Origin of the sequence: Massilia sp. NP310 (assembly GCF_019443485.1) — a bacterium.
In the GTDB taxonomy this organism is placed as follows: Bacteria; Pseudomonadota; Gammaproteobacteria; order Burkholderiales; family Burkholderiaceae_D; genus Telluria; species Telluria timonae.
In genome coordinates, this window is the sequence record NZ_CP080379.1 from 4,013,750 (window position 1) to 4,040,146 (window position 26,397).

The 26,397-nt window shown below is 66.2% G+C and carries 17 protein-coding genes and 1 riboswitch; of the genes, 7 read left to right on the plus strand and 10 right to left on the minus strand.

Annotated elements, in window-relative coordinates:
* The first annotated feature begins 10 nt into the window (after positions 1 to 10).
* Together KY496_RS17635 and KY496_RS17640 are read left to right on the plus strand one after the other, a co-directional pair.
* Positions 11 to 3,040: a glycosyl hydrolase family 28-related protein gene (locus tag KY496_RS17635; protein ID WP_219861796.1), complete on the plus strand. Its 3,030-nt coding sequence runs from the start codon at positions 11 to 13 to the stop codon at positions 3,038 to 3,040.
* A gap of 9 nt (positions 3,041 to 3,049) precedes the next feature.
* Complete coding sequence (locus KY496_RS17640; protein ID WP_219861798.1) at positions 3,050 to 3,817, plus strand: ThuA domain-containing protein; 768 nt, start codon at positions 3,050 to 3,052, stop codon at positions 3,815 to 3,817.
* On the opposite strand, the gene KY496_RS17645 is transcribed toward KY496_RS17640, so the two are convergent.
* The 5 genes from KY496_RS17645 to KY496_RS17665 are packed head-to-tail and all read right to left on the minus strand — an operon-like array spanning position 3,818 to position 12,448.
* On the minus strand, positions 3,818 to 5,254 hold the full coding sequence (locus tag KY496_RS17645) for a PepSY domain-containing protein (protein WP_219861799.1): 1,437 nt from the start codon (positions 5,252 to 5,254) through the stop codon (positions 3,818 to 3,820). It abuts the gene before it with no gap.
* Entirely contained in the window at positions 5,255 to 7,339 is a 2,085-nt protein-coding gene (locus KY496_RS17650) for a TonB-dependent siderophore receptor (RefSeq protein ID WP_219861800.1), read from the minus strand.
* Complete coding sequence (locus KY496_RS17655; RefSeq protein ID WP_219861802.1) at positions 7,339 to 7,656, minus strand: DUF2149 domain-containing protein; 318 nt, start codon at positions 7,654 to 7,656, stop codon at positions 7,339 to 7,341. Before KY496_RS17655 ends, KY496_RS17650 begins: the two co-directional genes overlap by 1 nt.
* Positions 7,653 to 8,096, minus strand: a complete 444-nt coding sequence (locus KY496_RS17660) for a MotA/TolQ/ExbB proton channel family protein (RefSeq protein WP_071361070.1) — start codon at positions 8,094 to 8,096, stop codon at positions 7,653 to 7,655. Before KY496_RS17660 ends, KY496_RS17655 begins: the two co-directional genes overlap by 4 nt.
* A complete protein-coding gene (locus KY496_RS17665; RefSeq protein WP_219861804.1) occupies positions 8,093 to 12,448 on the minus strand; it encodes a cobaltochelatase subunit CobN in 4,356 nt (1,451 codons plus the stop codon). Before KY496_RS17665 ends, KY496_RS17660 begins: the two co-directional genes overlap by 4 nt.
* Before the next feature lie 177 nt (positions 12,449 to 12,625).
* Positions 12,626 to 12,846, minus strand: a riboswitch (cobalamin riboswitch).
* A 180-nt stretch (positions 12,847 to 13,026) separates the two neighbouring features.
* Between KY496_RS17665 and KY496_RS17670 the strand changes: the two genes are divergently transcribed.
* On the plus strand, positions 13,027 to 14,277 hold the full coding sequence (locus tag KY496_RS17670; protein ID WP_005664466.1) for an ROK family transcriptional regulator: 1,251 nt from the start codon (positions 13,027 to 13,029) through the stop codon (positions 14,275 to 14,277).
* 81 nt (positions 14,278 to 14,358) lie between these two features.
* On the opposite strand, the gene ssb is transcribed toward KY496_RS17670, so the two are convergent.
* Together ssb and KY496_RS17680 are read right to left on the minus strand one after the other, a co-directional pair.
* Positions 14,359 to 14,862: a single-stranded DNA-binding protein gene (gene ssb / locus KY496_RS17675; protein ID WP_005664461.1), complete on the minus strand. Its 504-nt coding sequence runs from the start codon at positions 14,860 to 14,862 to the stop codon at positions 14,359 to 14,361.
* A 170-nt stretch (positions 14,863 to 15,032) separates the two neighbouring features.
* Positions 15,033 to 15,758, minus strand: coding sequence for an acetyltransferase (locus KY496_RS17680; RefSeq protein WP_071361067.1), 726 nt, complete (start codon positions 15,756 to 15,758; stop codon positions 15,033 to 15,035).
* A 357-nt stretch (positions 15,759 to 16,115) separates the two neighbouring features.
* Between KY496_RS17680 and uvrA the strand changes: the two genes are divergently transcribed.
* Positions 16,116 to 18,965 (plus strand): excinuclease ABC subunit UvrA, encoded by a 2,850-nt coding sequence (uvrA, locus tag KY496_RS17685; RefSeq protein ID WP_219861806.1) that lies wholly within the window; start codon positions 16,116 to 16,118, stop codon positions 18,963 to 18,965.
* A gap of 106 nt (positions 18,966 to 19,071) precedes the next feature.
* Here uvrA and KY496_RS17690 read toward each other — a convergent pair whose 3' ends face one another.
* Positions 19,072 to 20,940: a phosphoenolpyruvate carboxykinase (GTP) gene (locus KY496_RS17690; protein WP_184240174.1), complete on the minus strand. Its 1,869-nt coding sequence runs from the start codon at positions 20,938 to 20,940 to the stop codon at positions 19,072 to 19,074.
* Positions 20,941 to 21,298: 358 nt separating this feature from the next.
* Here KY496_RS17690 and KY496_RS17695 point away from each other — a divergent pair, with 358 nt between their 5' ends.
* The gene (locus KY496_RS17695; protein WP_219861808.1) at positions 21,299 to 22,303 is read left to right on the plus strand and encodes a D-2-hydroxyacid dehydrogenase family protein; all 1,005 of its coding nucleotides are present in this window, start codon (positions 21,299 to 21,301) and stop codon (positions 22,301 to 22,303) included.
* Here the strand turns inward: KY496_RS17695 and KY496_RS17700 are convergent.
* Complete coding sequence (locus KY496_RS17700; RefSeq protein WP_071361063.1) at positions 22,278 to 23,033, minus strand: L-asparaginase; 756 nt, start codon at positions 23,031 to 23,033, stop codon at positions 22,278 to 22,280. The two genes, KY496_RS17695 and KY496_RS17700, sit on opposite strands and share 26 nt — an antisense overlap.
* Before the next feature lie 136 nt (positions 23,034 to 23,169).
* Between KY496_RS17700 and KY496_RS17705 the strand changes: the two genes are divergently transcribed.
* Together KY496_RS17705 and KY496_RS17710 are read left to right on the plus strand one after the other, a co-directional pair.
* Positions 23,170 to 23,655 carry an asparaginase domain-containing protein gene (locus KY496_RS17705; protein WP_005664450.1) on the plus strand — a complete coding sequence of 162 codons (486 nt, stop codon included), beginning with the start codon at positions 23,170 to 23,172 and terminating at the stop codon, positions 23,653 to 23,655.
* A 115-nt stretch (positions 23,656 to 23,770) separates the two neighbouring features.
* The gene (locus KY496_RS17710) at positions 23,771 to 25,411 is read left to right on the plus strand and encodes a catalase (protein ID WP_005664449.1); all 1,641 of its coding nucleotides are present in this window, start codon (positions 23,771 to 23,773) and stop codon (positions 25,409 to 25,411) included.
* Positions 25,412 to 25,480: 69 nt separating this feature from the next.
* Here KY496_RS17710 and KY496_RS17715 read toward each other — a convergent pair whose 3' ends face one another.
* A complete protein-coding gene (locus tag KY496_RS17715) occupies positions 25,481 to 26,377 on the minus strand; it encodes a recombination-associated protein RdgC (RefSeq protein WP_219861810.1) in 897 nt (298 codons plus the stop codon).
* Positions 26,378 to 26,397 lie beyond the last annotated feature (20 nt).

Consider the following 26,397-nt stretch of genomic DNA (forward strand, 5'->3'; position numbering starts at 1 on the left):
GAAAAGATCAATGATGACAACTCTTTCCGTATTTCCGCGCCTTCTCGCGCTGTCGTTCCTGCTGGCCGGCGCCGCGAACGCCGCATCCATCTCGGCCTACCAGACCATGCCCGAAGACCCACGCGCCGTCGTGGTACGCGCCAGGGGTGACGGCCAGGCCGACGACACGGCCGCGATCCAGCAAGCGCTGGACGCGGCCGCAAACAAAGGCCAGGGCGGCATCGTGTTCCTGCCCTCGGGCCGCTATCGCATCACCCGTTCGCTGCTGATCCCGCTGGCCGTGCGCCTGTATGGCGTCGGACCGACCCGTCCCGTGTTCGTGCTGGCCGAGAACACGCCCGGCTACCAAAAGGGCGTGGCCAATATGGTCATCTTCACCGGCGGCGACCAGTACAGCGTCGGCAAGGTGCCGATGCCGGTGCCGAGCGCGGTGCCGTTCAGCGCGGAGGAAGGCAAGGCGGTCCGTAACGCCAACTCCTCGACCTTCTATTCGGCGCTGTCGAACGTCGACTTCGAGATCAAGGACGGCAACCCGGCCGCGGCCGCGGTGCGCATGCACACGGCCCAGCACTCGAACCTGAGCCATATCGATTTCCACCTGGGTTCCGGCCTGGCCGGCGTCTACCAGGTCGGCAACGTGGCCTACAACCTGCGCTTCTACGGCGGCCGCTACGGCATCCTGAGCGAAAAGACCTCGCCGGCCTGGCAGTTCACCCTGATGGATTCGACATTCGAGGGCCAGCGCGACGCCGCGATCCGCGAGCATGAAGCCAGCCTCACGATGATCAACACGGAAATCAGGGACACCCCGGTCGGCGTCGAGATCAACCGTGGCTATGGCGACTGGTTGTGGGGCAAGGACGTGCGCTTCGAGAACGTCAGCAAGGCCGCGCTCATCGTCAGCAACGAAGACAATGTCTATACCCAGGTCGGCCTGGAGAATGCCATCGCGCGCAACGTGCCGACGTTCGTGCGCTTCCGCGACAGCGGCAAGACGCTGGCCGGCAAGGGCCGCGACTACGCCGTCAGCGAATTCAACTACGGCCTGTTCGTCAGGCAGATGGGCGAGCCTGGCACCTTCTCGACCCATTACAAGACGGCGGCGCTGCCCGCGAACCCGACGACGACACGCGCCCTGCGCCCGCTGCCGGCCTCGAAGGAGTGGGCCAACGTGCACGCGTACGGCGCGAAAGGAGACGGCACGACCGACGACACGGCGGCGATCCAGAAAGCGATCGACGCCAATCGCGTGGTCTACCTGCCGCTGGGTTTCTATGTCGTCAACGACACCATCCGCATGCGGCCGGACACCGTGATCATCGCCCTGCATCCGGGCCTGACCCAACTGTTGCTGCCGAACGGCTCACCGAAATTCCAGGGCGTCGACAGCCCCAAGGCGCTGCTGGAAAGCGCGCGCGGCGGCGAAGGCATCGTGTCCGGCATCGGCCTGGCGACCGGCGAGATCAACAACCGCGCGGTGGCGCTGCTGTGGCGCGCCGGCGAGCACTCGCTGGTGGACGACGTGCGCATCCAGGGCGGCCACGGCACCCGCCTGTACGACGGCCGGCGCGCCGATCCGTACCAGAAGGACGCCAAGTTCGACACCACCGCGCACTGGGACCGCCAGTATCCGAGCGTGTGGGTGACCGATGGCGGCGGCGGCACCTTCTCCGGCATCTGGTCGCCCAGCGGCTATGCCCAGGCCGGCTTCTACGTGACCAATACCAAGACGCCGGGCAAAGTCTACGAGCTGTCGGCCGAACACCATATCCGCGCCGAGATCGTGCTGGACAATGTGGAGAACTGGGAATTCCTGGCGCCGCAGACCGAGGAGGAAATCCGCGACGGCGCCGATGCGGTGTCGCTGGAGATCCGCAATTCCAGAAACTTGCTGTTCGCGAACTACCACGGCTACCGCGTCACGCGTTCCTATAAACCGATGCCGGCCGCGATCCTGATCACCAATTCCAGCGACATCCGCTTCCGCAACGTCCACGTGAATGGCGAGAGCGGCTTCGCGACCTGCGACGACAATGGCTGCACCACCTATCTGCGCGCCAGCAAGTTCGCCTACGAGAACGCGATCCGCGACGTCACCAACAAGCTGGAAGTGCGCGAGCGCGAGTTCGCCGTGTTCGATTACACCGGCAAGCAACGCAAGGCGCCCGCCCAGCTGGGCAAGGTCGACAAGCTGGAAGGCGGCTTCTATTCGATCGCCGGCGCCACCGTCGACCCCAAGGGCAAGCTGTATTTCGTCGACCGCCACTGGAAACGCATCTACAGCTACACGAAGGACGAGGGCCTGGTCGTGGTGCGCGACGCCCCGCTCGACCCGGTCAACCTGGCCATCGACGACAGCGGCAACCTGATGGTGATCTCGAACTACGGCCCGCAGGCCAGCGTGTATGCCTTCAAGCCGGGCACGCCGGGAACGGAGATCACGATGATCAAGCCGACCCCGGTCGCGCCTCGCCAGGGCGCGCGGGTCGCGGTGCCGGTCAACTTCTGGCAGAACGGCGAATTCAAGGACCAACTCGACTACGACACCTTCGAATTCACGACCCTGGCCGAGATGTTCGCGCGCGACGTCGCCCTGCCGAAGAAGGAAGAATACGTGTCGCCCGACGGCAGCCTGGTGCTGCCCGCCTACCGCGTGCTGCGCCAGGGCGCGGCGGACCACCTGGGCTGGCGCTGGGCCGATTCGCTGCAGGCCTTCGGCTTCGTCACGGCGCCGGTGGGCCAGCGCGTGGTGTTCACCAACGGCTCCGAGAACCGCACCTTCAGCGGCGCCGTCAACGCGGGCGGCGGCATCACCGACCTTAAGCTGCTGGCCAACCGCGGCGGCGAGAGTGCGGCGGTCGGCCCGAACGGCGACGTCTACGTGGCCAACGGCCAGGTCTTCATCTATGGCAAGGATGGCAAGCAGAAGGGCCGCATCGACGTGCCGGAGCGGCCCTTGCAGCTGATCTTCGGCGGACCCGACAAGCGCACCTTGTTCATCCTGACCCACCACTCGCTGTACTCGACCCGCATCGACTGAGGAGAATCCATGGGACGCATGACAACGCTGCTGGGCGCCGTCGTCTTGACGACGGCGGCGCCCCACGGCCTGGCCGAAGACCAGTTCAAGCTGCTGGTCCTGGCCACGCCCGGCAAATACCACTACGAATACATCCCGATCGCGCGCGACAACCTGGAACGCCTGGCCAAGCTGCACGCGTTCGCGCTGACCTACACCAACAAGACGCAGGTATTCGAAGGCGACCTGAAACAGTATGCCGCCGTGATGTTCCTGAACACGCCGGGCGAGGAATTGAACCCCGCCCAGCGCGCCAACTTCGAGGAGTATATGCGCGGCGGCGGCAATGCCGTCGTGGTGCACCGCGCGGCGATCGCCAGGCCGAACGACTGGGTCTGGTTCGAGAAGATGGTGGGCCGCACGGTCGGCCTGCATCCGAAGCTGCAGACCGGCGTGGTGACCGTTGTCGACAAGCGTTTCCCCGCCACCTTCGGCCTGCCCGAGCGCTGGGTCTGGAGCGACGAGTTCTACACCTTCACCAATCCCTACAGCGTGACGATCAACCCGGTGCTGAACGTGGACGAGTCGAGCTACGACCCGACCCTGATCTGGCCGGGGCAGACGGTGAAGGGCATGGGCAAGGAGCACCCGATCGCCTGGCACCACCAGCACGAGAAGGGCCGCGTGTTCGTCACCACGCTCGGACACAATGGCGAGATGTACCGCGACCCGCAATACCTGGGCCACCTGCTGGGCGGGATCTACTGGGCCGCGACCGGCCGCGGCCAGCAGCGCTGATCATCCTTTCGTCAAGCGCCGCCAGCCCAGCACCAGGCCGCTGAAGGTCAGGGCAAAGCCCAGCACGCACAGGACGATCACGACCACGTCCCACACCGGCCTGGTGCGCAGGAAGGCGAAGTCGAGCTGGTGCAGGCCGTTGAATAGCCAGCGGTCCCAGCGCTTGTCGCGGTCGACGTAGCCGGCCAGGCGGCCCTGGGCCGGGTCGATGTAGAACACCGGCGCGTCAGGCAGGTCGAAGCGCGCGCGCAAGACCGGAAAGGCCACTGCGCGGTGATGGCTGTAGTAATAATCGTCCGGTCCGGTGAGGAGTTCCACCTGCATGGGCGCGCCGGGGCGGATTGCCTGCGCGGCATGCAGCAGCACGTCCTGCGGCACGCCAGGCACGGCGGCGCTGTCGCGCGCGTCGACCAGCTTGCGTCGTTCGCGGCCGAGCGCGCTCAGATACAGCTTGCCGCCCACGCGGCGCCATTCCAGCTCCAAGGCGCCGGGATGCGCGCGCAGCAGCGCGGCCGCATCCAGCGCCAGGTCGTCGCCGCCCGGCGCACCGCCGGCGAACGCCTGCCGGTCTTGCGCGGTGACGCCGCCGCCGGCCGGAGAGCCGAACGGCCCGACCGACAGCCAGCCGCTGAACAGCCAGGTGATGACCAGCACACCGACGCCCAGGCCCAGCCAGTGGTGCCAGGCTTTCCAGCCCGTATACGGCGACATCCTGCCGCCGGCATAGCGCCGCCCCGTGCGTAGCCGCAGGCGCAGGAGGCTGATCGCCATGCCGGTCACGGCCAGCACCAGGGCCACGCCGGACGTCCACATCACGGCCTGGCGCCAGGCTTCATTGTGCTGGCGCAGCGGCGTCACGTAGAGCCAGTGGATGACGGAGCCGGCCCAGTTCCAGGCGCGCTCGCTGCGGGTCGTGTCGCGCACCAGCTCCCCGGTGCGGCCGGACACGTACAGGATGCTGCCGGCGCCATCGTCGGCGGCAACGCGGTACAGGGGCCGGTGCGCGCGCACGGCGCCGAAAGTCCATTGGTCCAGTTCGATCTTGTCGACCGCCAGCGAACGCGCATCAGGCGCCGCGCTGCGCGCGCTGCTCGAGACGATCAGGTAGTTTACTTCCAGCGGCGCCCCGCTGTCGGCCCATGCCGAATGCCAGCTGCCTTCGTGCTGGAAGTGCCACGCGGGGCGGCCCGCCACGGTGTTCAGGCGCACCGCATCCGGCGCGGGGGCGCCGATCCCGGTCCATGCTTCAGCGGCCGTGACCTGCACCCGGTCGGGATCGAGCGGCGCCAGCCAGCCCATGCGCTCCTGTTCCGTCAGCTCGGGATACGGCACGTACATCATGACGATGCCGGAACCGAACCACAGCAGCACCAGCAGGCCGATCGCGATGCCCAGCCAGCGGTGCCACCAGTAGAGCTGGCGCTTCCAGGAACTCACCTAGTAACGCCAGTGGACGGTCAGCTCGGCATGACGCTCGTCGCCCAGCAGGTATTGCGATGAACCATACGAAGTGATCGCATACAGCTTGTCGGTCAGGTTGCGCACGTTGAGCTGCAGCTGCACGTTGCGGCTCAGCGCCCAGCCGATCGAGGCGTCCAGCGTGGTGTAGGCCGGCAAGGCCTGGGTGTTGGCATTGCTGATGAAGCGTTCGCCCACGTAGCGCAGGCCGGCGCTCGTGCGCCAGTCGCCGGCGCGGTGCGTCAGCCACAGGTTCGAGGAGACCTTCGGCACGTCGGCCGGCCGATTGCCGGCGCGCGAGACGTTGCCCGCCTCCAGCAGTTCGTCGAACTCGGCATCCGTATAGGCCAGGTTGGCATCCATGCGCCAGCCGGGAGCCAGGCTCACGCTGGCGCTCACTTCCGCGCCCCGCGAGGTCTGCGAGCCGCCCTGCACCGACAGAGCCGGGTTAATCGGGTCGCGCGTGATGATGTCGTCCTTCCTGATCCGGTACAGCGCCGCCGTCCACTCGGCGCGGCCACCGGCCAGCATCTGCTTGACGCCCGCCTCGACCTGGCGCGCGTCGGTCAGCTTGAACCTGCTGTTGGCCAGGGTCATCGACAACAGGCTCGTGAGCGGATCGCTGCCGGTGCTGACCTGGCCGTAGAGCGAGGTGTCCGGCGCCAGCTTCCAGCTTGCGCCGACGCGGACCGAATTGGAGCGCAAGATCGTCTGGAAGTGGCCGCTGTCGGCCAGCAGGTTGCGGCGGTCGATCTTGTAGCGGTCGTGGCGTGCGCCCGCCGTCAGGAGCAGGCGCTCGTCCACGCGCCAGGCATCCTCGAGATAGAAAGCATGGGCGGTGGTGTCGGTCGCGAAGTTCGGGCGGAAGGGGTCTGGGGTGTCCCAGAAGCTGCCCGGGTCGAAGCCGCTCGGCGTCACCGTCGATGCGCCGCCATAGGGCGAGTTATTGGTGTGCCTGAAGTTGATGGTGGAGGCTTCCCAGCCGGCCACGACCTGGTTGGCGCCGGTCTTCCAGCGCGCCTCCAGGCGGTTCGCGGTCTGCTCCTGGTCGTGGCGGATGCCGATGTAGTCGCTGCGCTCCACCACGTCGCGCATGGCGTCGTAGGCGTACGACTCGATATTGCGCCAGTCGCGACGCGACGTGAAGTAAGCCAGTTCGTTGCTGATCTCCAGGTTCGGCGCCGCTTGCCAGTGCAGGCGCGCGACGGCCTTGTCGTCGACGAAACGCAGCACGGCGTCGCCGGCATTGTAGTTCTGGTCGCGCAGCCGTTCGGCCAGGCCGCCGTTCACCAGCGGCGTGCCGAAGTAGCGGATCGGCTCTTGTTCGGCATGATCGAGCTGGGCGTACAGGGTCACGCCAGGCGCCAGGGTCGTCGTCATGCTGGTCAGGATCTTGCCGTGGCGGGATTCGCCGCGGTCGATGAAACCGTCGCTGCGGCCGGCGTAGGCATCGATGCGGAAGGCGCCCTGCTCGCCCAGCGCACCGGTGGCGCCGATGCCGGCGCGCACAGACTCGCCGCCGCCGATGCCGCCCAGGATCTCGAGCGAGGATGCGCGCCGCGGCGCCTTGCGCACGGCGTTGATGACGGCGCCGGTGGCGCCGCTGCCGTGAATGACCGAGCCGGGCCCGCGCAGCACGTCGATCGTCTCGTAGCCCCAGGGATCGGCCGGATAGGTCGCGGTGCTGGAACCGACCAGCAGGCGCTGGCCGTTCTCCAGCATCGCGATCGCGTTGTTGCCGTTGAAGCCCCGCGCCGAATAGCTGATGCCGCTGCCGGGCGAGCTGCTGTCGGTCAGGCCGGTGCTGCGCGTCACCGCGTCCTTGACCAGCAGGTCGCCACGCGCGGCGATGGTGGCGGCGCTCAGGCTGTCGGCGCTGGCCGGCAGGTCGAGGGCGCTGATGTCCAGGCGGCTGGCGGTGGTGTTCTGGCGGTCGAGCGCGAGGCCTTCTTCACCGGCTGCGCCACGGATGGTGACGGTAGGCAGATCTTGCGCAAAGGCGCCGGCGGCGCACAGCAGGGCGACGACCGCAGCGAGCGGGCGGGGTTGGAAAACGGTGTTCATTATTTGTTCTTGGTTTGCACGGGTTCGATCAGCACCAGCTGGCCGGTCGCGGGATCGCGATAGACTTCGCCGACGCGGTCGTAGCCGCTGCCGTCCTGGGTCACGCCGCTGGCGGGACGCTCGATCTGGCGGCCCTTCTCCACCGGCTGCGGGGTTTTCAGGGTCCCTTGCGCGCCGGCGATGGCGGCGATCAGGCCGCAGGCGAACACCAGCATCACGTCGACCAGGTTGACCAGGCTGGCGCGCGGATCTTCGTCGCTCTGGTCGAAGCGCGCGTCGAGGTGGCGGTACAGCCGCAGTCTGCCGCGCCCACTCATGGCTGCGGCTCCATCGCGTCCAGCGTCTCTTCATACCAGCGGCGGCGCAGCTTGCCGATCACCAGGCCGCCGATGCCGGCCACCAGGCCCAGCACGGTGGCGTCGAAAGCGACGGTCACGGCGCTGGCCAGCTTGGCGGGGTCGCCTTCGCCCAGCGCCGCCAGGCCCGGTCCGAGCGGGATGATGGTGGCCATCAGACCCAGCATCGGCGGGATGCGCGCCAGCAGGTCGGCACGTTCCAGGCGGTGGCGGGCAATCTTTTGCACAAGCGCCAGGTCGCCGCTGGCGCGCAGCCTGGCCAGGCCGTGGAAGCGTTCGCCGACGGCGATGCCGGATTCGACCAGCGCGATCGCGCAGCCGGCCAGCAGCGCCACCAGGGATGGCGCGAGCAGCCAGCTGACGGCGTCGTGCAGCCAGGCATAGGAAAGGGTTTCGATCATGGATGACTCCTGAGAGGTTGAGGGATGTGCCGGCCGCGCCACAGGCCGAGCGAGAACAGGGCGAGGCAGGCGGCCAGGATGGCCAAGACCTGCACGATGCGCAGCGCGGCAGGCTGCGCGGGTTCTGGTTGCTGTTTCAGTTCGTAGACGCGCATCGGTTCGGGCGCCGGCGCCGGCGGCGCCGGTTCGCTCGCGTCGCCAGCATCGGATGCTGCAGCTTGCTGCGCCGGGGCGGCGACGGAGGGGATGGACGTCGCCACTGCCGGCAGCAGCTCGCCACGCGCCTTGGCAAGCGTCACGCCGAGCTTTTGCGCGTCGGCGCCATCGAGCTGCGGCGCCAGCCAGCCCCACATCGGATGATCCGGCGCCGTATGGCCGCTGCCCGGCAAGCCATTGGCCGCCACCAGGCGCGCCAGCTCTCCGCCCAGGCGGCGGATGGTCTCGGGATCGGTCTTCCAGTAGCCCTTCTCGGCCGCCACCATGAACACCGCCAGCATGTGCGCCTTCACGTGCGCGTTGTGGCGCTGGCCCAGGAATTCAGGCAGGCCGAGCTTGTGCCGGTCGTCGAAGTAGACGGCCTTCACTTCGTCCCAGGCCCAGTTCTTGACCAGGTCGGGCCGCGTCACCTGCCAGCCCCACAGGTTTTCGATGAATTCCTGGCCCATGGTGCGCGCGCCGGAATAACCGTTGTCCATCAATGGCCGCAGCCAGGCCGGGTTCAGGAAACGCCCGCGCAGCTCGCCCAGCAGGGCGCTGGCGAGCGGCTCGACGTCGGCCTGGCCGGGCCGCGAGTGCTGCAGGATCAGCGCGTCCGGCACGCGCCCGGTGCGCGTCTCGACCGCCAGCGACAGGCCGCCCAGGTAGTCGAAGGCGTCGTTGTTGTCGAGCAGGCCATACAGGTTGCTGGCGCGGCCATGATAGGTGCGGTGGATGCCGTCCAGCGCCACGTCGAAGGCGCGGTGGCTGGAGGCGCCTTCGGCATCGAGGCCATAGGCATGGCCCATGCGGTTGCGGTAGGCGCGGCCGATTTCCTCGCGCTCGCGCCAGGCGCCCGAGCGCTCGGTCAGGCGGTTCACGCCGGCGCCGTAGGCGCCCGGCGCATCGCCGAACACGCGCAGCGCCGCGGCCCGTCCTGCTTCGCTCGCCGGCATGCCATCGGCCAGCAGCGCCCGCTGGCGCGTCAGCCACTCGCGCGCCACACGGTTGCCGCTTGCCGCTTCGCGGCCCCACACGGCGCCTTCGATCGGCGCCAGCGCCGCCTGCAGGGCGTCGCGCAAGGATGGGTCTTGTTCCACCAGCGTCTGCGCCGACGCCGCCAGCGCCAGCCGGCCGGCGCGGTCGATCAGGCGGATCAGGTTCGGATACAGGTCGCGGAACAGGCCGGAGGTGGTGACCACCGCGTCGCGCCGGACGGCGCCGGGCGTGAGCTTCACGTCGGTGACGATGCCGCGCGCATTCCACACCGGCTCGGCGCCCATCATGGCCAGCGCGAAGCCGACCATCACCCCTTCGTCGCGCACGGCGTCGGACGCCCACAGGATGATGCCTTCGCTGCCCTCGCCCACTTTGTCGCGGTCAAGCGCCTTGCCTGCCATCTGCCGGCCCAGGCCATAACCCAGGCGGGTCGGCAGGATGTCGCCGTCGACGGCGTGGAAGTTGCGGCCGGTCGGCAGCGCCTCGGGCGAGCGCAGCGGATCGTTGCCCTTGCCCGGCTCGATGTAGCGGCCATCCAGGCCGGCCAGCAATGCCGCCATCTCGCGCCGCGGCGAGTCGCGCAGTTGATGGGCGACGTCGGGATCGTCGATGCCGCTCTTCTTCATCGAATCGAGCATCAGCTCGAGCGACGCGCGGCTCCACGGCCGGCCGAACACGTGCAGGCCATGGGGCATGAATTTCTCCTGCAGCTTGGTCAGATAGTGGCCGATCTCGTGCGCCAGCAGGTCGTCGTCGGCCGCGTCGAAGCCGATGCCGCGCACCTCCAGCACGTCGGACATCGACGCTTCCAGCTCGGCGCGCAGGTTCAGGGCCACGACCCGCTCGCGCATCAGCTGTGCGGCCTGGGTCTTGAGCGATTCGGACGATGCGGCTTCAAAACTCTCGACGATCTGGCGCAGCGACAGCAGTTCGTCGTACAGCGGCGTGGTGGCCAGCGGCGGCGTCAGGTGGTCGACGATGATGGCCAGGCCGCGGCGCTTGGCCTGCGTGCCTTCGCCGACGCCGTCGACGATATATGGGTAGATGCCCGGCAGGTCGCTCGCGATCAGGCTCGGATAGTCGTCGCTCGATAGGCCGACGGCCTTGCCCGGCATGAATTCATAGGTCGAGTGGCGCCCCACGTGCACCACGGCGTCGGCCTTGAAGCGGTCGCGGATCCAGTGGTAGAAGCCCAGGAACTGGTGCGGCGGCGTGATGCTGGTGTTCGCGTGCAGCAGTTCCTCGTCCACTTCCCAGCCGCGCGGCGGCTGCGGGCCGATGAAGACGTTGCCGAACACCAGTCCCGGCACCAGCATCTTGCCGCCATCGACCATTACCTTGCCCGGCGCCGGGCCCCAGCCGCGCATGCCTTCGATGCCGTAGCCGATCAGGCGCCGGTAGAGGGGCGCCAGCGCCTTGCAGGGCCGTGGCCTGGCTTCATCGAGGCAGGCAAAGTAGCCTTCTTCCAGCGCATGCAGGTCGCGCGTGGCCTGCTCGCGCTGCGGATGGTCGACGCCCTCGACCAGGTGCAGCAGCTCCTCGATCACGGTCTCGGCCTGCTTGCGGCCCAGCGCGCGCTCTCCGGCCTTCTCGGCCGCCAGCACGTCGGCATGCAGGCGGCCCAGCAGGCCGTCCTGCATCTCGCCCCGCACCCGCGGCGACAGGGTCGCGAACCAGCGCGCGTAATCCTGCGCCGTGACGCCGTTGACGGCGCCGGCCATCTCGCGCAGGGCGGCGCGGTCTTCCGGCAGGTTGACGCCGCGCGCCATGATCATGTCGAGCAGCGCCTCGGGCGACGCTGGCAGGTCGCCGACCGTGTAGCCGGCGGCCTTGAGGGCATGCAGCATCCCGAACAGCGAGTCCGGCACGTTGAGGTTGTCGGCGCCGATGTTCTGGCGCCCCGGCGGATGGTTGTAGTAGACCATCGCGACCTTCTTGTCGGCGTTCGACTTGGCGCGCAGCGCCAGCCAGCGCGCCACGCGGCCCGACAGGCGATCGACTTCGGCCGGCAGCAGCACGGGCGGGCGGTTCTCGATGCCGGTCTGGCGGTCGCGCCGGGCCTGGCCCAGGGCCGCCACCACCATCGGCTGGCCGATGCCCTGCAGCTCGGGCAGGGCGACGCGGTACTGGACCGAATCGGGCGGCAGGCCGTCGGGCGACAGCTGCCACTGCATCGCGGTGCGGTCCGACAGGCGGATCGCCTTGAATACCGGGATGTCCAAACGCTTGAAAGCCGCCTCCACCGCCTCCCGGCCTTCGGCGGCGCCGACCACGAAATCCTGCAGCACCACCAGCGCGGCAGGCTTGGCGGGCGCGACCAGCTGCGGCAGGCGTTCGAGCGCTTCGCGCGAGGCGCCGCCCCAGCGCGTGAGCAGCTGCACGCAGGGCTGGCCGAGTTCTTCGATGCGCCGGCACAGCGCCGCTGGCACCACGCCATCCATGTTCGCCAGGTCGAGCACGACCACGGTCGGGCGCTCGCGCAGGCTGAGCGTCGACGCATTGCCCCACGCGGCGCCGTCCTGCAGCTCGCGCTGTCCGGCGCGCAGGCGCAGGGTCGGCTCGGGCTGCGGATCGGCCAGGGGCGTGCCTGGCGCGAGCAGGTGCCGCATCAACTCCGTGGTGTTGTCGACGCCGCCCGCCTGCCACACGCGGCGCGCTGCGAGCCAGTGGCGCGCGGCGGGCTCCAGCTCGGCCGCCTGCAACGCGGCCTGCGGCGGCGCTTCGCTCGCCAGCTGGCGCAGCAGCTCGGGCGAGAAGCCGGCCAGGCTGCCGTGGCGCGAACGCGTCATGAGGTTCAGGGTCGCCTCGCCGTTCAGCGCCAGCACCGCCGTCGCTGGCCTGGCGTGGCGCGCCAGAGCATCCTTCATGCGCCGTGCCGGATCGCCGAACAGCGACACCGCCAGGATGGTGTCGGCGCCGGCGATCCACTGCGCCACCTCGCGTTCGCCGGCCGCCATCAGCTGGGCCGGCGTGCGCAGCAGGATGCGGTCTTGCGGATGGCTGGCCAGGTGGCGGTGGGCGGCTTCGATCGCGCCCGGCGCGGCGCGCTCGGTGACCACGGCGAACAGGGTGGCGGCGCCGGCGTGCTGGAAGCCCGACATGCAGGCGAGCAGGAACACCAGCGCGACGCAGATGCGGACAGGGAGAAGCGTGTTCATGTGAACGTCGACCTTTCAGCTGCGCGCTTGACGCGCGCACGACAACAGGCAGCCGCCATCCTTCCACGATGAACAGGGACGCTTGCGCGCCGCGCAGGCGAGCGATCGCAGCGAATGACGCGAGCAGACAAAGAAGGAACAGCGGACAACCAACAGGCACGCCCTCACCCCGGGACGTGCGAATGCATCGTGGATGGCCGGTCTTCTGGCTCGCCGTCTTCCTTCCCCGGTCCTGCCTTCCCGTGCACGGGGCACAGTGGCGTTCGACCGGGGTCGTCAGGCTTACAGCAGCGGGGGCTGCGCCGGACTGGCGCGCGATGGCTATCGCGCACGTCACCGGCTTCCCGTTTCACCTCCCTGCAGACGAGCAGGAAGGCACCATTCACTTGATTGGGCGCGATTCTAACGCCAAGTTCGACCAGTTGTCACCGCATTATTTTTTGGCGGGCGAGCGCGAAGCGGCCCAGCGCGGCGACCAACAGCGCCCGATCGGCCCGAAAAATAAGTCGCATAGGTTTATTTAGCGGAAGGACGTATACTTACCGTCTCCCGCTGTCTTGCCCATCGAACGCCGCGCCATGCCGCCCTATAACGCACCGCCTCCCGCCTTTGACCCCGCCACCATGCCGCTGCTGCGCACCGTCGGCTCGAACCAGGTCGGCATGCGCGAGTTCAACGAGCGGGTCGTGCTGCAGGCGATCCGCACCCATGGCAGCCTGCCCAAGGCCGAAGTCGCGCGCCTGACCAATCTGAGCACCCAGACCGCCTCGGTGATCATCAACCGCCTGCTGGACGAGCAGCTGGTGGTCAAGCGCGACGCCGTGCGCGGCAAGGTCGGCCAGCCGTCGCAGCCGATCGCCCTCAATCCGGAAGGCGCGTTCTCGATCGGCATCCAGATCGGCAGGCGCGCGCTGGACGTGGTCCTGCTCGATTTCACGGGCGCGCTGCGCTGGCAGTCGTCGACGCCCTACGCCAGCCCCGACGTGGAGCAGGTGTTCGCCGCCATCGACGCCAGGCTGCGCGAGGTGGACGACTTCCTCGGCCCGGAGCTGGCCCCGCGCCTGACCGGCATCGGCCTGGCCGCCCCGCTCACGCTGGGCACCTGGCACGGCCTGGAAAGCCTGCTGCCGCATCAGGCCGAAGCCTGGCGCCGGGTCGACCTGCGCATCCGCCTGCAGGCCATGACGCCGCTGCGCGTGGACTTCGCCAAGGACACGATCGCGGCCTGCGTGGCCGAACTGGTGGCCGGCCGCGGACGCAAGCTGAAAAGCTATCTGTACGTGTTCGTGGACACCCTGGTCGGCGGCGGCCTGGTGATCGACGGCGAGCCGCACAGCGGCCAGTTCGGCAACGCCGGCGCGATCGGTTCGATGCCATTGGGCCTGGCCGGAACGGACGAACGCGGCGTGGCGCCGCAACTGCTCGGGGCGGCCTCGCTGGTGCGGCTGGAAGAGATGCTTGCGCAGGCCGGATTGGCGCCGCTGGCGTTCGGCGACGACCGCCTCTTGAGCGGCCCATGGGAAGCGGTGACCCTGCAATGGGTCGAGGAAGCCGCGAATGCGATCACCTTCGGCGTCACCGGCGCAGCCTGCCTGCTCGACCTGGACGGCGTGATCGTCGACGGCGCCGTCAGCCGCGCCCTGCTCGAACGCCTGATCGCCGCGGTGCAGGAGCAGATGACGCGCTACAGCTGGCAGGGCACCGAGCGGCCGCTGGTGATGGCGGGGACGATCGGGATGACGGCCAAGGTCATCGGCGCGGCTTATTTGCCGCTGCATGCGAACTTCGCGCCGGCGCATGGCTTGTTCCTGAAGGCGGCGCGGCGCTAGTGTCTTGAATAGGCTGCACTATAAAAAAACCCTGCGAATGATGCACTCGCAGGGTTTGTCGTACCGATCAGACCGGAAATCTTAGAACGGAATATCGTCATCCATATCCGAGAAGTTCGGCGCCGGTTTCGGCTGCGGACGCGCGGCCGGAGCCGGTGGCGCCTGGCGCGGAGCCGGACGCTGCGGGGCCGAGTAGTCGTCGTCCATGCCGCCGCCCATGCCGCCACCCATGCTGTCGCCGCCCATACCCTGGCGACCGCCCAGCATCTGCATGTTTTCAGCGATGATGTCGGTGGCGTAGCGCTCGATGCCGTCCTTGTCGGTGTACTTGCGGGTCTGCAGGCGGCCTTCGACGTAGACCGACGAACCTTTCTTGAGGTACTGGCCCACGATCTCGGCCAGGCGGCCGAAGAAGGAGATGCGGTGCCACTCGGTCAGTTCTTTCTGTTCGCCGGTATTGCGGTCCTTCGAGCGGTAGGAAGTGGCGACCGCGATGTTCGCGATGGCGTCGCCGCTCGGCATGTAGCGGATTTCGGGATCGCGGCCGAGATTGCCGACGATGATGACCTTGTTGACTGATGCCATGATGGTTCCTTGAATGGTGTTGTGAGCCCTGACTCTGCACTTGACTAAGCGTCAGGGAACTGTGTGCTGCAACCCGATATTATGCCTGTTCAGCAGAATTTGTTCGTGGTTTTTAATGCATCAAAACGTGATAAATCCTGGCCGGTGAGCTTCCTCAATCGGACGCAATGTCAGGTCTGCGGGCCATGCTCGGCCTCGTAGGCCTTGCGGCGCTCGATCAGCTTGGCGATGGTGGCCAGCGCCGCATCCTCGTCCTGCGTCATGTCTTGAAGGAAGGCGTCGTTATTGTCGCGGATCCAGCTCAGCGGCATGTCCCACCAGGCGAGTTCGACCAGCGCGGCGCGCACCTTCTCCGGGAAACGGAAGCGGATCAGGCGCGCCGGCGAGCCGGCATAGATGCCGTACGGCTCCGAACGGAAGTTGGGGGGCAGGACGGAACGGGCGCCGATCACGCAGCCATTCTCGATCACGCTGCCGCCCAGCACCATGGTCTCGTCGCCGATCCAGACGTCGTTCTTGATCACGGTATCGGCATATTGCGGCGGCGGCGCATTGCGCAAGCCCATGCCCTGGACCGAGAACATATTGGTCGAGATGGTCCGCATGTCGTGCTGGCCATTCAACAGGAAGCGCAGGCGCAAGCCGCCGGCGACGAAGCGCCCCACCGCCAGGTTCTGTTTTCCCGCGTCGTACTTGGCGATGGAACCCACGCCCAATCCCGAACAGCGGCCAATGTAGAAATAGCCATGGGTGGCTTCTTCGTCCAGCCAGTTACGGAAGAACCCGTGTGGGATGCTGGTGTAGCCGCCGCTCGCATAGGTCATGATGGTGAATTGCGCCGCCCATGGGTGGTCCGGCTGTTCGCCGCTGAAGTCGTCTTCGGTAAAAATCTGCATTGCACAAGCCCTCGCCCAAAGAAGTAAATTGTAACCTGAGAGCAACAAGGACTTGACGCCGGGATGCTGAAAAAACCTGCGTGAAGGAGCAGCCGGGCGCCGTAAATTATTTTGGGATTCTGAACGATTTGCCATTGAAGCGTCCTTGAAGACGCCCACATACCTCGGACGGCGCCGGCCGGTTGCAAGCGCATCCGGGCCCCGTGCTGTTCTGCCATCGCTGTACACCAACCACTGGATGAATGTACAGCCGAAACAAAAACGCGCTACACTTACGGGTTCTCCCCGATTGGCCCGCTTACCGCGCTGCTGGCGTCTGCGGCCCCGCAAAAACTGATAGAAAGTCTGCCGAACTTAATGGAAGAAATTCGCATTCGTGGTGCCCGCACGCACAATCTGAAGAACATCAACCTCGACCTGCCACGCAACAAGCTGATCGTGATCACCGGCCTGTCGGGCTCGGGCAAATCCTCGCTCGCCTTCGACACCCTGTATGCCGAAGGTCAGCGCCGCTACGTCGAATCGCTGTCGGCGTATGCGCGCCAGTTCCTGCAACTTATGGAAAAGCCGGACGTCGACCTGATCGAAGGCTTGTCGCCGGCGATCTCGATCGAGCAGAAGGCGACCTCGCACAACCCGCGCTCGACCGTCGGCACCGTCACCGAGATCCACGATTACCTGCGCCTGCTGTACGCGCGCGTCGGCACGCCGTATTGCCCGCAACACCCGCATGAGCCGCTGTCGGCCCAGACCGTGTCGCAGATGGTCGATGCGGTGCTTGCCATGCCGGAAGGCACCAAGCTGATGATCCTTGCGCCGGTCGTGGCCGGCCGCAAGGGCGAACACGGCGACCTGTTCCAGGCCATGCAGGCCCAGGGCTTCGTGCGCTTCCGCATCGCCAGCGGCGTCAACCCTGCCAAGATCTACGAGATCGACGAGCTGCCCAAGCTCAAGAAGACCGAAAAGCACAGCATCGATGTCGTGATCGACCGGGTGAAAGTGAACCCGGACATCAAGCAGCGCCTGGCCGAAAGCTTCGAGACCGCCCTGCGCCTGGCCGATGGCCGCGCCGTGGCCTATGAGATGGATACCGAGAAGGAAACCGTCTTCTCGAACAAGTTCGCCTGCAATGTTTGCGGCTACTCGCTGCAAGAGCTGGAACCACGCCTGTTCTCGTTCAATAACCCGATGGGCGCCTGCCAGGAATGCGATGGCCTGGGCCATATCGAGTTCTTCGATCCGAAGCGCATCGTGGCCTTCCCGCACCTGTCGCTGGCGTCCGGCGCCGTCAAGGGCTGGGACCGCCGCAACCAGTTCTACTTCCAGATGCTGCAGAGCCTGGCGGCCCATTACGACTTCGACCTCGACAAGCCTTTCGAGCAATTGCCGAAATCGTCGCAGGAAGCCGTATTGTTCGGCTCCGGCAAGACCGCGATCCCGTTCAGCTATGTGAACGAGCGTGGCCGCACCGTGATCCGCGAGCACACCTTCGAAGGCGTGGTCAACAACCTGCAGCGGCGCTACCGCGAGACCGACTCCATGGCGGTCAAGGAAGAGCTGGCCAAGTTCATCAACGAAAAGAAGTGCCCGGCCTGCGAAGGCGCGCGCCTGCGCACCGAAGCGCGTTTCGTCAAGATCGGCCAGGGCGAGCAGCAGCGCGCCATTTATGAGGTGTCGGACAAGCCCCTGCGCGAAACGCTGGACTACTTCGACAAGCTTGAACTGAGCGGCGCCAAGCGCGACATCGCCGAGCGGGTGATCAAAGAAATCGTCTCGCGCCTGAAGTTCCTGAACAACGTCGGGCTGGACTACCTGTCGCTCGACCGCAGCGCGGATACCCTGTCCGGCGGCGAAGCCCAGCGTATCCGCCTGGCCTCGCAGATCGGCTCGGGCCTGACCGGCGTCATGTACGTGCTCGACGAACCGTCGATCGGCCTGCACCAGCGTGACAACGATCGCCTGATCGCCACCCTGAAGCATTTGCGCGACATCGGCAATAGCGTGCTGGTGGTCGAGCACGACGAAGACGCGATCCGCACCGCCGACTACATCGTCGACATGGGTCCGGGCGCAGGCGTGCACGGCGGCGCCGTGATCGCCGAGGGCACGCTCGAGCAGATCATGAACAACGAGCATTCGCTGACCGCGCAATACCTGGACGGCCGGCGCAAGATCGAAGTGCCGAAGAAGCGCACCAAGGCCGACCCGGCGCGCCAGCTGGTGATCACGGGCGCGAAGGGTAATAACCTGAAGGATGTGACCCTGACCTTGCCGGTGGGCCTGATGACCTGCGTGACGGGCGTCTCGGGTTCCGGCAAGTCGACCCTGATCAACGACACGCTGTATCCGGCGCTGTCGCGCCACCTGTACGGTTCGCAGACCGAGCCGGCCGAGCACAGTTCAATCCATGGCCTGGAACACTTCGACAAGGTGATCTCGGTCGACCAGGCGCCGATCGGCCGCACGCCGCGTTCGAACCCGGCGACCTATACCGGCCTGTTCACGCCGATCCGTGACCTGTTCGCGACCGTGCCGACCGCGAAGGAACGCGGATACAGCGCCGGCCGCTTCTCGTTCAACGTCAAGGGCGGCCGCTGCGAAGCCTGCCAGGGCGATGGCGTGATCAAGGTCGAGATGCACTTCTTGCCGGACGTGTACGTGCCGTGCGACGTCTGCCATGGCAAGCGCTACAACCGCGAAACGCTGGAAGTGCAGTACAAGGGCAAGAACATCACCGAAGTGCTGGACATGACGGTCGAGGATGCGCACGAGTTCTTCAAGCCGGTGCCGGTCATCGCGCGTAAACTCCAGACCTTGCTGGACGTGGGCCTGGGCTACATCAAGCTCGGACAAAGCGCGACCACGCTGTCGGGCGGCGAGGCGCAGCGCGTCAAGCTGTCGCTCGAGCTGTCCAAGCGCGACACCGGACGCACCTTGTACATCCTGGATGAACCAACCACCGGCCTGCACTTCGCCGACATCGACTTGCTGCTGAAGGTGATCCACCGCCTGCGCGACCAGGGCAATACGCTCGCCATCATCGAGCACAACCTGGACGTGATCAAGACCGCGGACTGGATCGTCGACCTGGGGCCGGAAGGCGGCGCCGGCGGCGGCACCATCGTGGCCTGCGGCACGCCGGAGCAGGTGGCCAAGGTCAAGGACAGCCCGACCGGCAAGTACCTGAAGCCGCTGCTGAAGGCTTGATCTTCACGGTTCGTCCCAAATGAAACAGGGGCAACGCCACCGGCGTTGCCCCTGTTCTTTTTTATATGGCCGCTTCGGCAGCGGCCTCTCCCCCACTCGGCCGGTCTCAGTCGGCCAGTTGCCTTTCCAGGCGGACCCTGGTGTCCACCAGCTCTTGCGGCAGACGGTAGGCCAGCTTGTCGAACAATTCGCCGTGCAGCTTCAGTTCTTCGGCCCAGGCGTTCTTGTCGATCGATGTGATCTGGGTGAACTGCGCTTCGGTGAATTCCACCCCATCCCAGTTCAGGTCGCCATACGATGGCGAGGTGCCGAACAGGTGCGCGTTGCCGGCGGCGGCGCTGCCTTCGGTACGGTCGAGGATCCATTTCAGCACGCGCATATTGTCGCCATAGCCCGGCCACACGAAGCTGCCGTCCTCGCCGGTGCGGAACCAGTTGACGCAGAAGATCTTCGGCAGCGCAGCCGGATCGATCGCGGCCACTTTCTTGCCCAGATCGAGCCAGTGCTGGAAATAGTCGCTCATGTTGTAGCCGATGAACGGCAGCATCGCGAACGGATCGCGGCGCACCACGCCCATCTGGCCGGCGGCGGCGGCGGTGGTTTCGGAACCCATGGTCGCGGCCATGTACACGCCATCCACCCAGTTGTTGGCCTCGGTCACCAGCGGCACCGTGGTCGAGCGGCGGCCGCCGAAAATGAAGGCCGAGATCGGCACGCCGGCCGGATCGTCCCAGGCCGGGTCGATCACCGGATTCTGGGTCGCGGCCACGGTGAAGCGCGCATTCGGGTGCGCCGCCTTGGTGCCGGAGGCCGGCGTCCAGTCCTTGCCCTGCCAGTCGATCAGGTGGGCCGGGGCTTCCTTGGTCATGCCTTCCCACCACACGTCGCCGTCGTCGGTCAGCGCCACGTTGGTGAAGATCACGTTCTCGCGCAGCGAGGCCATGCAGTTCGGATTGGTCTTTTCATTGGTGCCCGGGGCCACGCCGAAGTAGCCGGCTTCCGGGTTGATCGCGACCAGCTTGCCGTCCGCGGCCGGCTTGATCCAGGCGATGTCGTCGCCGATGGTCGTCACTTTCCAGCCGTCGAAGGTCTTCGGCGGGATCAGCATCGCGAAGTTGGTCTTGCCGCAGGCCGAAGGGAAGGCCGCGGCCACGTATTTCTTGTCGCCCTGCGGCGACTCGACGCCCAGGATCAGCATGTGTTCGGCCAGCCAGCCGGTGCCGCCGGCTTGCGCCTCTTGATAACCCATGTTCGAGGCAATGCGCAGGGCGAAGCATTTCTTGCCCAGCAGCGCATTGCCGCCGTAGCCGGAACCGAAGGACCAGATCTCGCGGGTCTCCGGATAGTGCACGATGTACTTGGTGGCGTTGCATGGCCAGGCGACGTCCTTCTGGCCGGCAGCCAGCGGCGCGCCAACGGAGTGGACGCAGGGAACGAACTCGCCGTCCGGGCCCAGCACGTCGTACACGGCCTTGCCCATGCGCGTCATGATGCGCATATTGACCGCGACATAAGGCGAGTCGGACAGTTCGACGCCGATATGGGCGATCGGCGAGCCCAGCGGGCCCATCGAGAACGGCACCACGTACAGGGTGCGGCCGGCCATGCAGCCGTCGAACAGGCCGTGCAGGGTGCGGCGCATCTCGGCCGGCTCCATCCAGTTGTTGGTCGGGCCGGCTTGCTCTTTGGTGGCGGAGCAGATGAAGGTGCGGTCTTCAACGCGCGCCACGTCCGACGGATCGGACCAGGCTAGGTAGGAATTCGGACGCTTGGCGGGGTTGAGCTTCTGCATCGTGCCCGCTTCGACCATCTGTGCGCACAGGCGGTCGTATTCTTCTTCCGAACCGTCGCACCAGTAAATGCTGTCAGGCTTGGTCAGGGCGGCGATTTCCGCGACCCAATTGATGAGCTTTTGATGTTTGATGTAAGCTGGAACGTTCAGTGCGGCGACGCCGCCCATCACGGGCTGATTCATGGGAGTCCTCCAAATGCCAATAAAGAATTCGGGTGGATCGCTGGGTCGGGATCGTCCTTTGGCCGGGGCGCCCCATGGTCGGGATCGACGGTGGGCGGGCGGCCCATGGCAGGATCGCGGTGGGACAGCGGTCGGGTCGGCAGCCTCTGGCAAGGCTGAGCAGTGCGTCTCATGAGCACCGTTGGATACGTGTCATTCGTTTAAGTTCTGAGCCGATTGTACACCCCAAAAAGCGCCTTACGGGCCCTTCCACTACAAAAAAGTAGGAAAAATGCCCCAGTAATGTAGTAGGCTATTTGGGCAAATGCCCTACCCTGTTATTTGTTTACATTTAACTGATATAACTCTGACAACACCAATGAAAATCGCGATTCTTGACGATTATCAAGACGCTGTGCGTGGTCTTGACTGCTTCCGACTGCTCGACGGCCATGAGGTCAAGGTCTTCAATAACACCACCCGAGGACTGGGCCAGCTGGCGATCCGCCTCGCCCCTTTCGACGCCCTGGTGCTGATCCGCGAACGCACCGCTTTTGCGCCGGCATTGCTGGCGAAACTGCCGAACCTGAAGCTCATCTCGCAGACCGGCAAGGTCAGCGGCCACATCGACGTGGCCGCCGCGACCGCGCACGGCATCGCCATCGCCGAAGGGGTCGGCTCGCCGCTCGCCCCGGCCGAGCTGACCTGGGCCCTGATCATGGCCGCCAGCCGCAAGATCGTGCCGTATGCGAACAATCTGAGGGATGGCTTGTGGCAGACGGCCTCGATCAATCCGGCGCTCAATGGCGTGGGGCGGGTGCTGCACGGGCGTACCCTGGGCCTTTGGAGTTACGGCAAGATCGGCAAGCTGGTGGCCGGCTATGCGCGCGCTTTCGGGATGCGGGTGCTGGTCTGGGGCAGCGAGGCCAGCCGTGCGGCGGCCGTCGCCGATGGCTTCGAGGTGGCGCCGTCGCGCGAGGCGCTGTTCGAGCAGGCCGACGTGTTGAGCCTGCATTTGCGGCTGGCGGAATCGACGCGCGGCATCGTCACGGCCGGCGACCTGGCGCGCATGAAGCCGGATGCATTGTTCGTCAACACCAGCCGCGCCGAACTGGTGGCGGAAGGCGCGCTCGAGCACGCCCTGAAGCAGGGCCGGCCGGGCACGGCGGCGCTGGACGTGTTCACCAGCGAACCGCTGGCGCAGGACTCTCCGCTGCTGCGCATCCCGACGGTGCTGGCCACCCCGCACCTGGGCTATGTCGAGAGGGACAGTTACGAGATTTATTTCCAGGCGGCGTTCGAGAACATCGTCAAGTTCGCGCAAGGCGAGCCGGCGAACATTCTCAATCCGGAAGCGCTCAGCGCAGTTCGGGCTCGCCCGTGAGGTTGACCTTTGGCGCCGGCATCACGTGGGTGCCGGTCCAGAGTCCCGCCCAGCCCGGCGGCCAGCCGATGTCGCGGCCGCTGTAGGCTTTCAAGCCCGCCCGTACCGGCACGATCGGCACCGCCGGCGCCTCGACCAGCCCGCCGCCCGCGGGACGTTCCATATTGAGGCTGTACATGTATCCCGGCAGCAGCAGGTCGCAGGCTTGCGCGAACCAGGCGGTATGGTCTTCGTCGCGGCCCAGCGCCTGCGCCAGCCCTTGCGGATCGAACTTCGCCAGCGCGTGGATCAGCTCGTCGGTGGTGGCGCCCGGCACGTCGCCCCACCCCATCACGGGATTGTTGTTGTAGTCGGCGCCCGACCCATACCAGCCTTCGCGCCAGGTGCGCTGCATCCAGTTGCGCGGCCCCGTGAACAGGTGCCAGCGCCAGTGCAGGCCGGAGGGCTTGGGCCAGGAATACAGGTACAGCTTCTGGTAGCCGGCCTCGTGCAATGCGCGCACCACGGCCATCAGGCGCGCATGCGGCATGCGGTCTGGCGGCGCGCGCCGGAACAGGATCGGCTCGCCGTCGGCATGCTGGACTTCGTCGCTCGACAGGTTCAGGTCGAGGGCGCGCGCCTCGTCGTTGAAACGCGCCGAGATCCAGCCAGTGAGCAGATTGACGTGGGTGATCACGCCATAGCCGCGATGGCGGTGGAAGATGACGGTGCCGGGTGCAACTGCTTTCATGGCCGGGGGAAAGAAAGAAAAGAAAGACGATGAGTGTACTCATCCGATCCGGACGATTCTAGCGCAGTCACAGTCGGATACACTATGGTTTGCGGCTATCATGACGCACCTTTTTTCTGCGAGTAGATAAACCAACATGACTTTGCGACTCATCGCCACCGGTGGCACTTTCGACAAGCATTACAATGAACTGAACGGCGTCCTCGGCTTTGCCGAAAGCCATCTGCCAGAGGTGATCAAGCGCAGCCGCATGACGGTGCCGGTCGCGCTCGACGTGCTGCCGCTGCTCGATTCGCTCGACATGCAGGATGCCGACCGCCAACGCGTGCTGGCGTCGTGCCAGGCCGCCAGCGAGAAGGCGATCGTGATCGTGCACGGCACCGACACCATGCGCGAGACGGCCGCCGTCCTCGGCGCGGCCAAGCTCGACCAGACCATCGTGCTGACCGGCGCCATGATTCCATATTCCATCGCCAACTCGGATGCGCTGTTCAACCTGGGATTTGCCTGCGGCGTGGCGCAGACCCTGCCGGCCGGCGTGTATGTCGCCATGAACGGTCAGGTTTTCCCATGGGATAACGTGACCAAGAACCGCAGCGAAGGCGTCTTCCAGCAGTTGTAAGCAGGAGTTCCCTCTCCTTTTTGACAGGGATTAAAAGCGAGGGCAGCCGCGCGCTGCCTTCCCGTTCGAGTTCCTATACTGCCCTTCTCGATCACCTGCATCAAAGGAGAAGGCAATGAATGAGAAGCGTCCCACGCTGACCACGCGCCAGGGTCACCCCGTCCGCGACAACCAGTCCCTGCGCTCGGTCGGCGAACGTGGTCCGGCCACGCTCGAGAACTACCAGTTCATCGAAAAGATCACCCACTTCGACCGCGAGCGCATCCCCGAGCGCGTCGTGCATGCGCGCGGCACCGGCGCCCACGGCTTCTTCGAAGCCTATGGCAAGATCGGCGATGAGCCCGCCGCCAAGTACACGACGGCACGCGTGCTCAACGAGACCGGCGTGCAGACCCCGGTATTTGTGCGCTTCTCGACCGTGATCGGCGCCAAGGAATCGCCCGAAACCGCGCGCGATCCGCGCGGCTTCGCGGTCAAGCTGAAAACCGTCGACGGCAATTGGGACCTGGTGGGCAATAACCTCAAGGTCTTCTTCATCCGCGACGCGATCAAGTTCCCGGACATGATCCACGCCTTCAAGCCCGACCCCGTCACCAACCAGCAAGAACCGTGGCGCTTCTACGACTTCATCTGCAGCCATCCGGAAGCGCTGCACATGGTTACCTGGGTCAAGAGCCCATGGGGCATCCCCGCCAACTACCGCGAGATGGAAGGTTCGGGCGTCAACACCTACAAGCTGGTCAATGACCAGGGCGTCGCCCACCTGGTGAAATTCCACTGGCAACCCAAGCAGGGCGTGCGCAATCTGACCGCGCAACAAGCGGCCGAGATCCAGGGCCGCGACACCAGCCACGCCACGCGCGACCTGTACGACGCGATCGAACGCGGCGACTACCCGGAATGGGAATTCTGCGTCCAGATCATGGCCGACGGCGAGCATCCCGAGCTCGACTTCGACCCGCTGGACGACACCAAGCGCTGGCCGGAAGACCAGTTCCCGCTGCTGCCGGTGGGCCGCATGGTGCTGAACAAGAACCCAGACAATGTGTTTGCAGAAACCGAGCAGTCGGCCTTCGGCACCGGCGTGCTGGTCGAGGGCATCGACTTCTCGGACGACAAGATGCTGCAGGGCCGCACCCTGTCGTATTCCGACACCCAGCGCTACCGCGTGGGGCCCAACTACCTGCAACTGCCGATCAACGCGCCGCAAGAGAAGGCGAAGGCGCGCACCAACCAGCGCGATGGGCAGATGACGTTCTATGTGGACGGCGTCGATGGTTCGGACGAGGACAAGCACATCAACTACGAGCCGAGCCTGATGGGCGGCTACCAGGAAGCCGAGCAGCCGGGCTACGAATACCACCAGTGGGTCGAAGGCCACCTGGGCCGCTACCAGACCACCACCACGCGCGACGACTACAAGCAGGCCGGCACGCGCTACCGCACCTTCGAGGACTGGGAGCGCGACGACCTGGTCAATAACGTCGGAGGCGACCTGAAACAATGCCCGGAACCGATCCAGCTGCGCATGGTGTGGCATCTGTGGCACTGTGACGAGGATTATGGCCGCCGCGTGGCGGAGATTGCCGGGATCGACCTGGAGAAGGCCAAGGCGCTGCCGCCGTTGCCGAACCGTCCGGCGCCGCACGAGGATCGGCAGGGGGCGACCTATACCAGTGGGGAGCTGGAAAATGGCAGTGGTGCGGGTGGGAAGTCGGAGCCGGCCACGAGCGAAGAAGTCGCGGCGGCGAAATGATGTGATCCGTTAAATATTGTGGGGTGGACGGCAAGCCGTCCACCCCACATCACCTTAGCGGGCCGTCAATTACGCCTTGGCTTCGCCGCCCAGCGCCTCGACCACGTCGGCCAGCAACTTGGCCAGCTCGCCCGTCATCAGCACGATGTCGTTGTCGAAACGCTCGTCGTCGCTATAGGTCGGGCTTTCGCCTTCCTTGATCACGTCCAGCGGCTTGATGCCCTTGATCGCCAGCGACTCGGTCAGCACGAAGCTGATGCGGTCGTTCCAGGTCATGGCCAGGCGAGTGCACTGCTTGCCGGCCGCGATGTGGCGGCGGATGTCGTCCGGTTCCAGCGTGTGCTTCACGTAGCGCACCGCGGCGCGGCTTTCGCCGGTCGCGCGCAGCTCGGTGTCCTGGTCGATCGTGAAGCCGTACGGCGCTTCATCGGCTTCCAGCCAGCCGGTCATCACGGCGACCGGCGATTTCTGGACGCGCAGCGATTCCAGCGGCATCTTGTCGACGGCCTTGAGCAGCAGCTTGACGATGTCGTCGGCCTTCGCCGGGCTCGCCGCATCGACCACCAGCCAGCCATTGACCGGGTCGATCCAGGTCCAGGCGTTGCTGCGCAGGGTGAAGGCGCGCGGCAGCAGTTCGTCGGCCACGCGTTCCTTCAGTTCTTTCATGGCCTTCTTGCCTGGCGGGAAGCCTTGCTGCTCTTCCAGCTCGGCCGCCTTGGCCTTGGCCACCTGGTTGATGACCGATGCCGGCAGCAGCTTCTTTTCGGTGCCCAGCATGATCAGCATCTGCTTGTTGACCACGTGGACCAGGCCGCCGTTCGGGCGCGGCTTGTCCCAGCCCTGGCGCAGCAATTCATTGCTGCTGGCAGGCACGAAGCTCTGCGGCTCGAGGGCTTTTTCCAGTTGTTCAGGGGTATAGGCCCATGGGGCCGGCAGACGGTAAATCTGTAGATTCTTGAACCACATAGGTTATCCGGTTGTGTCAG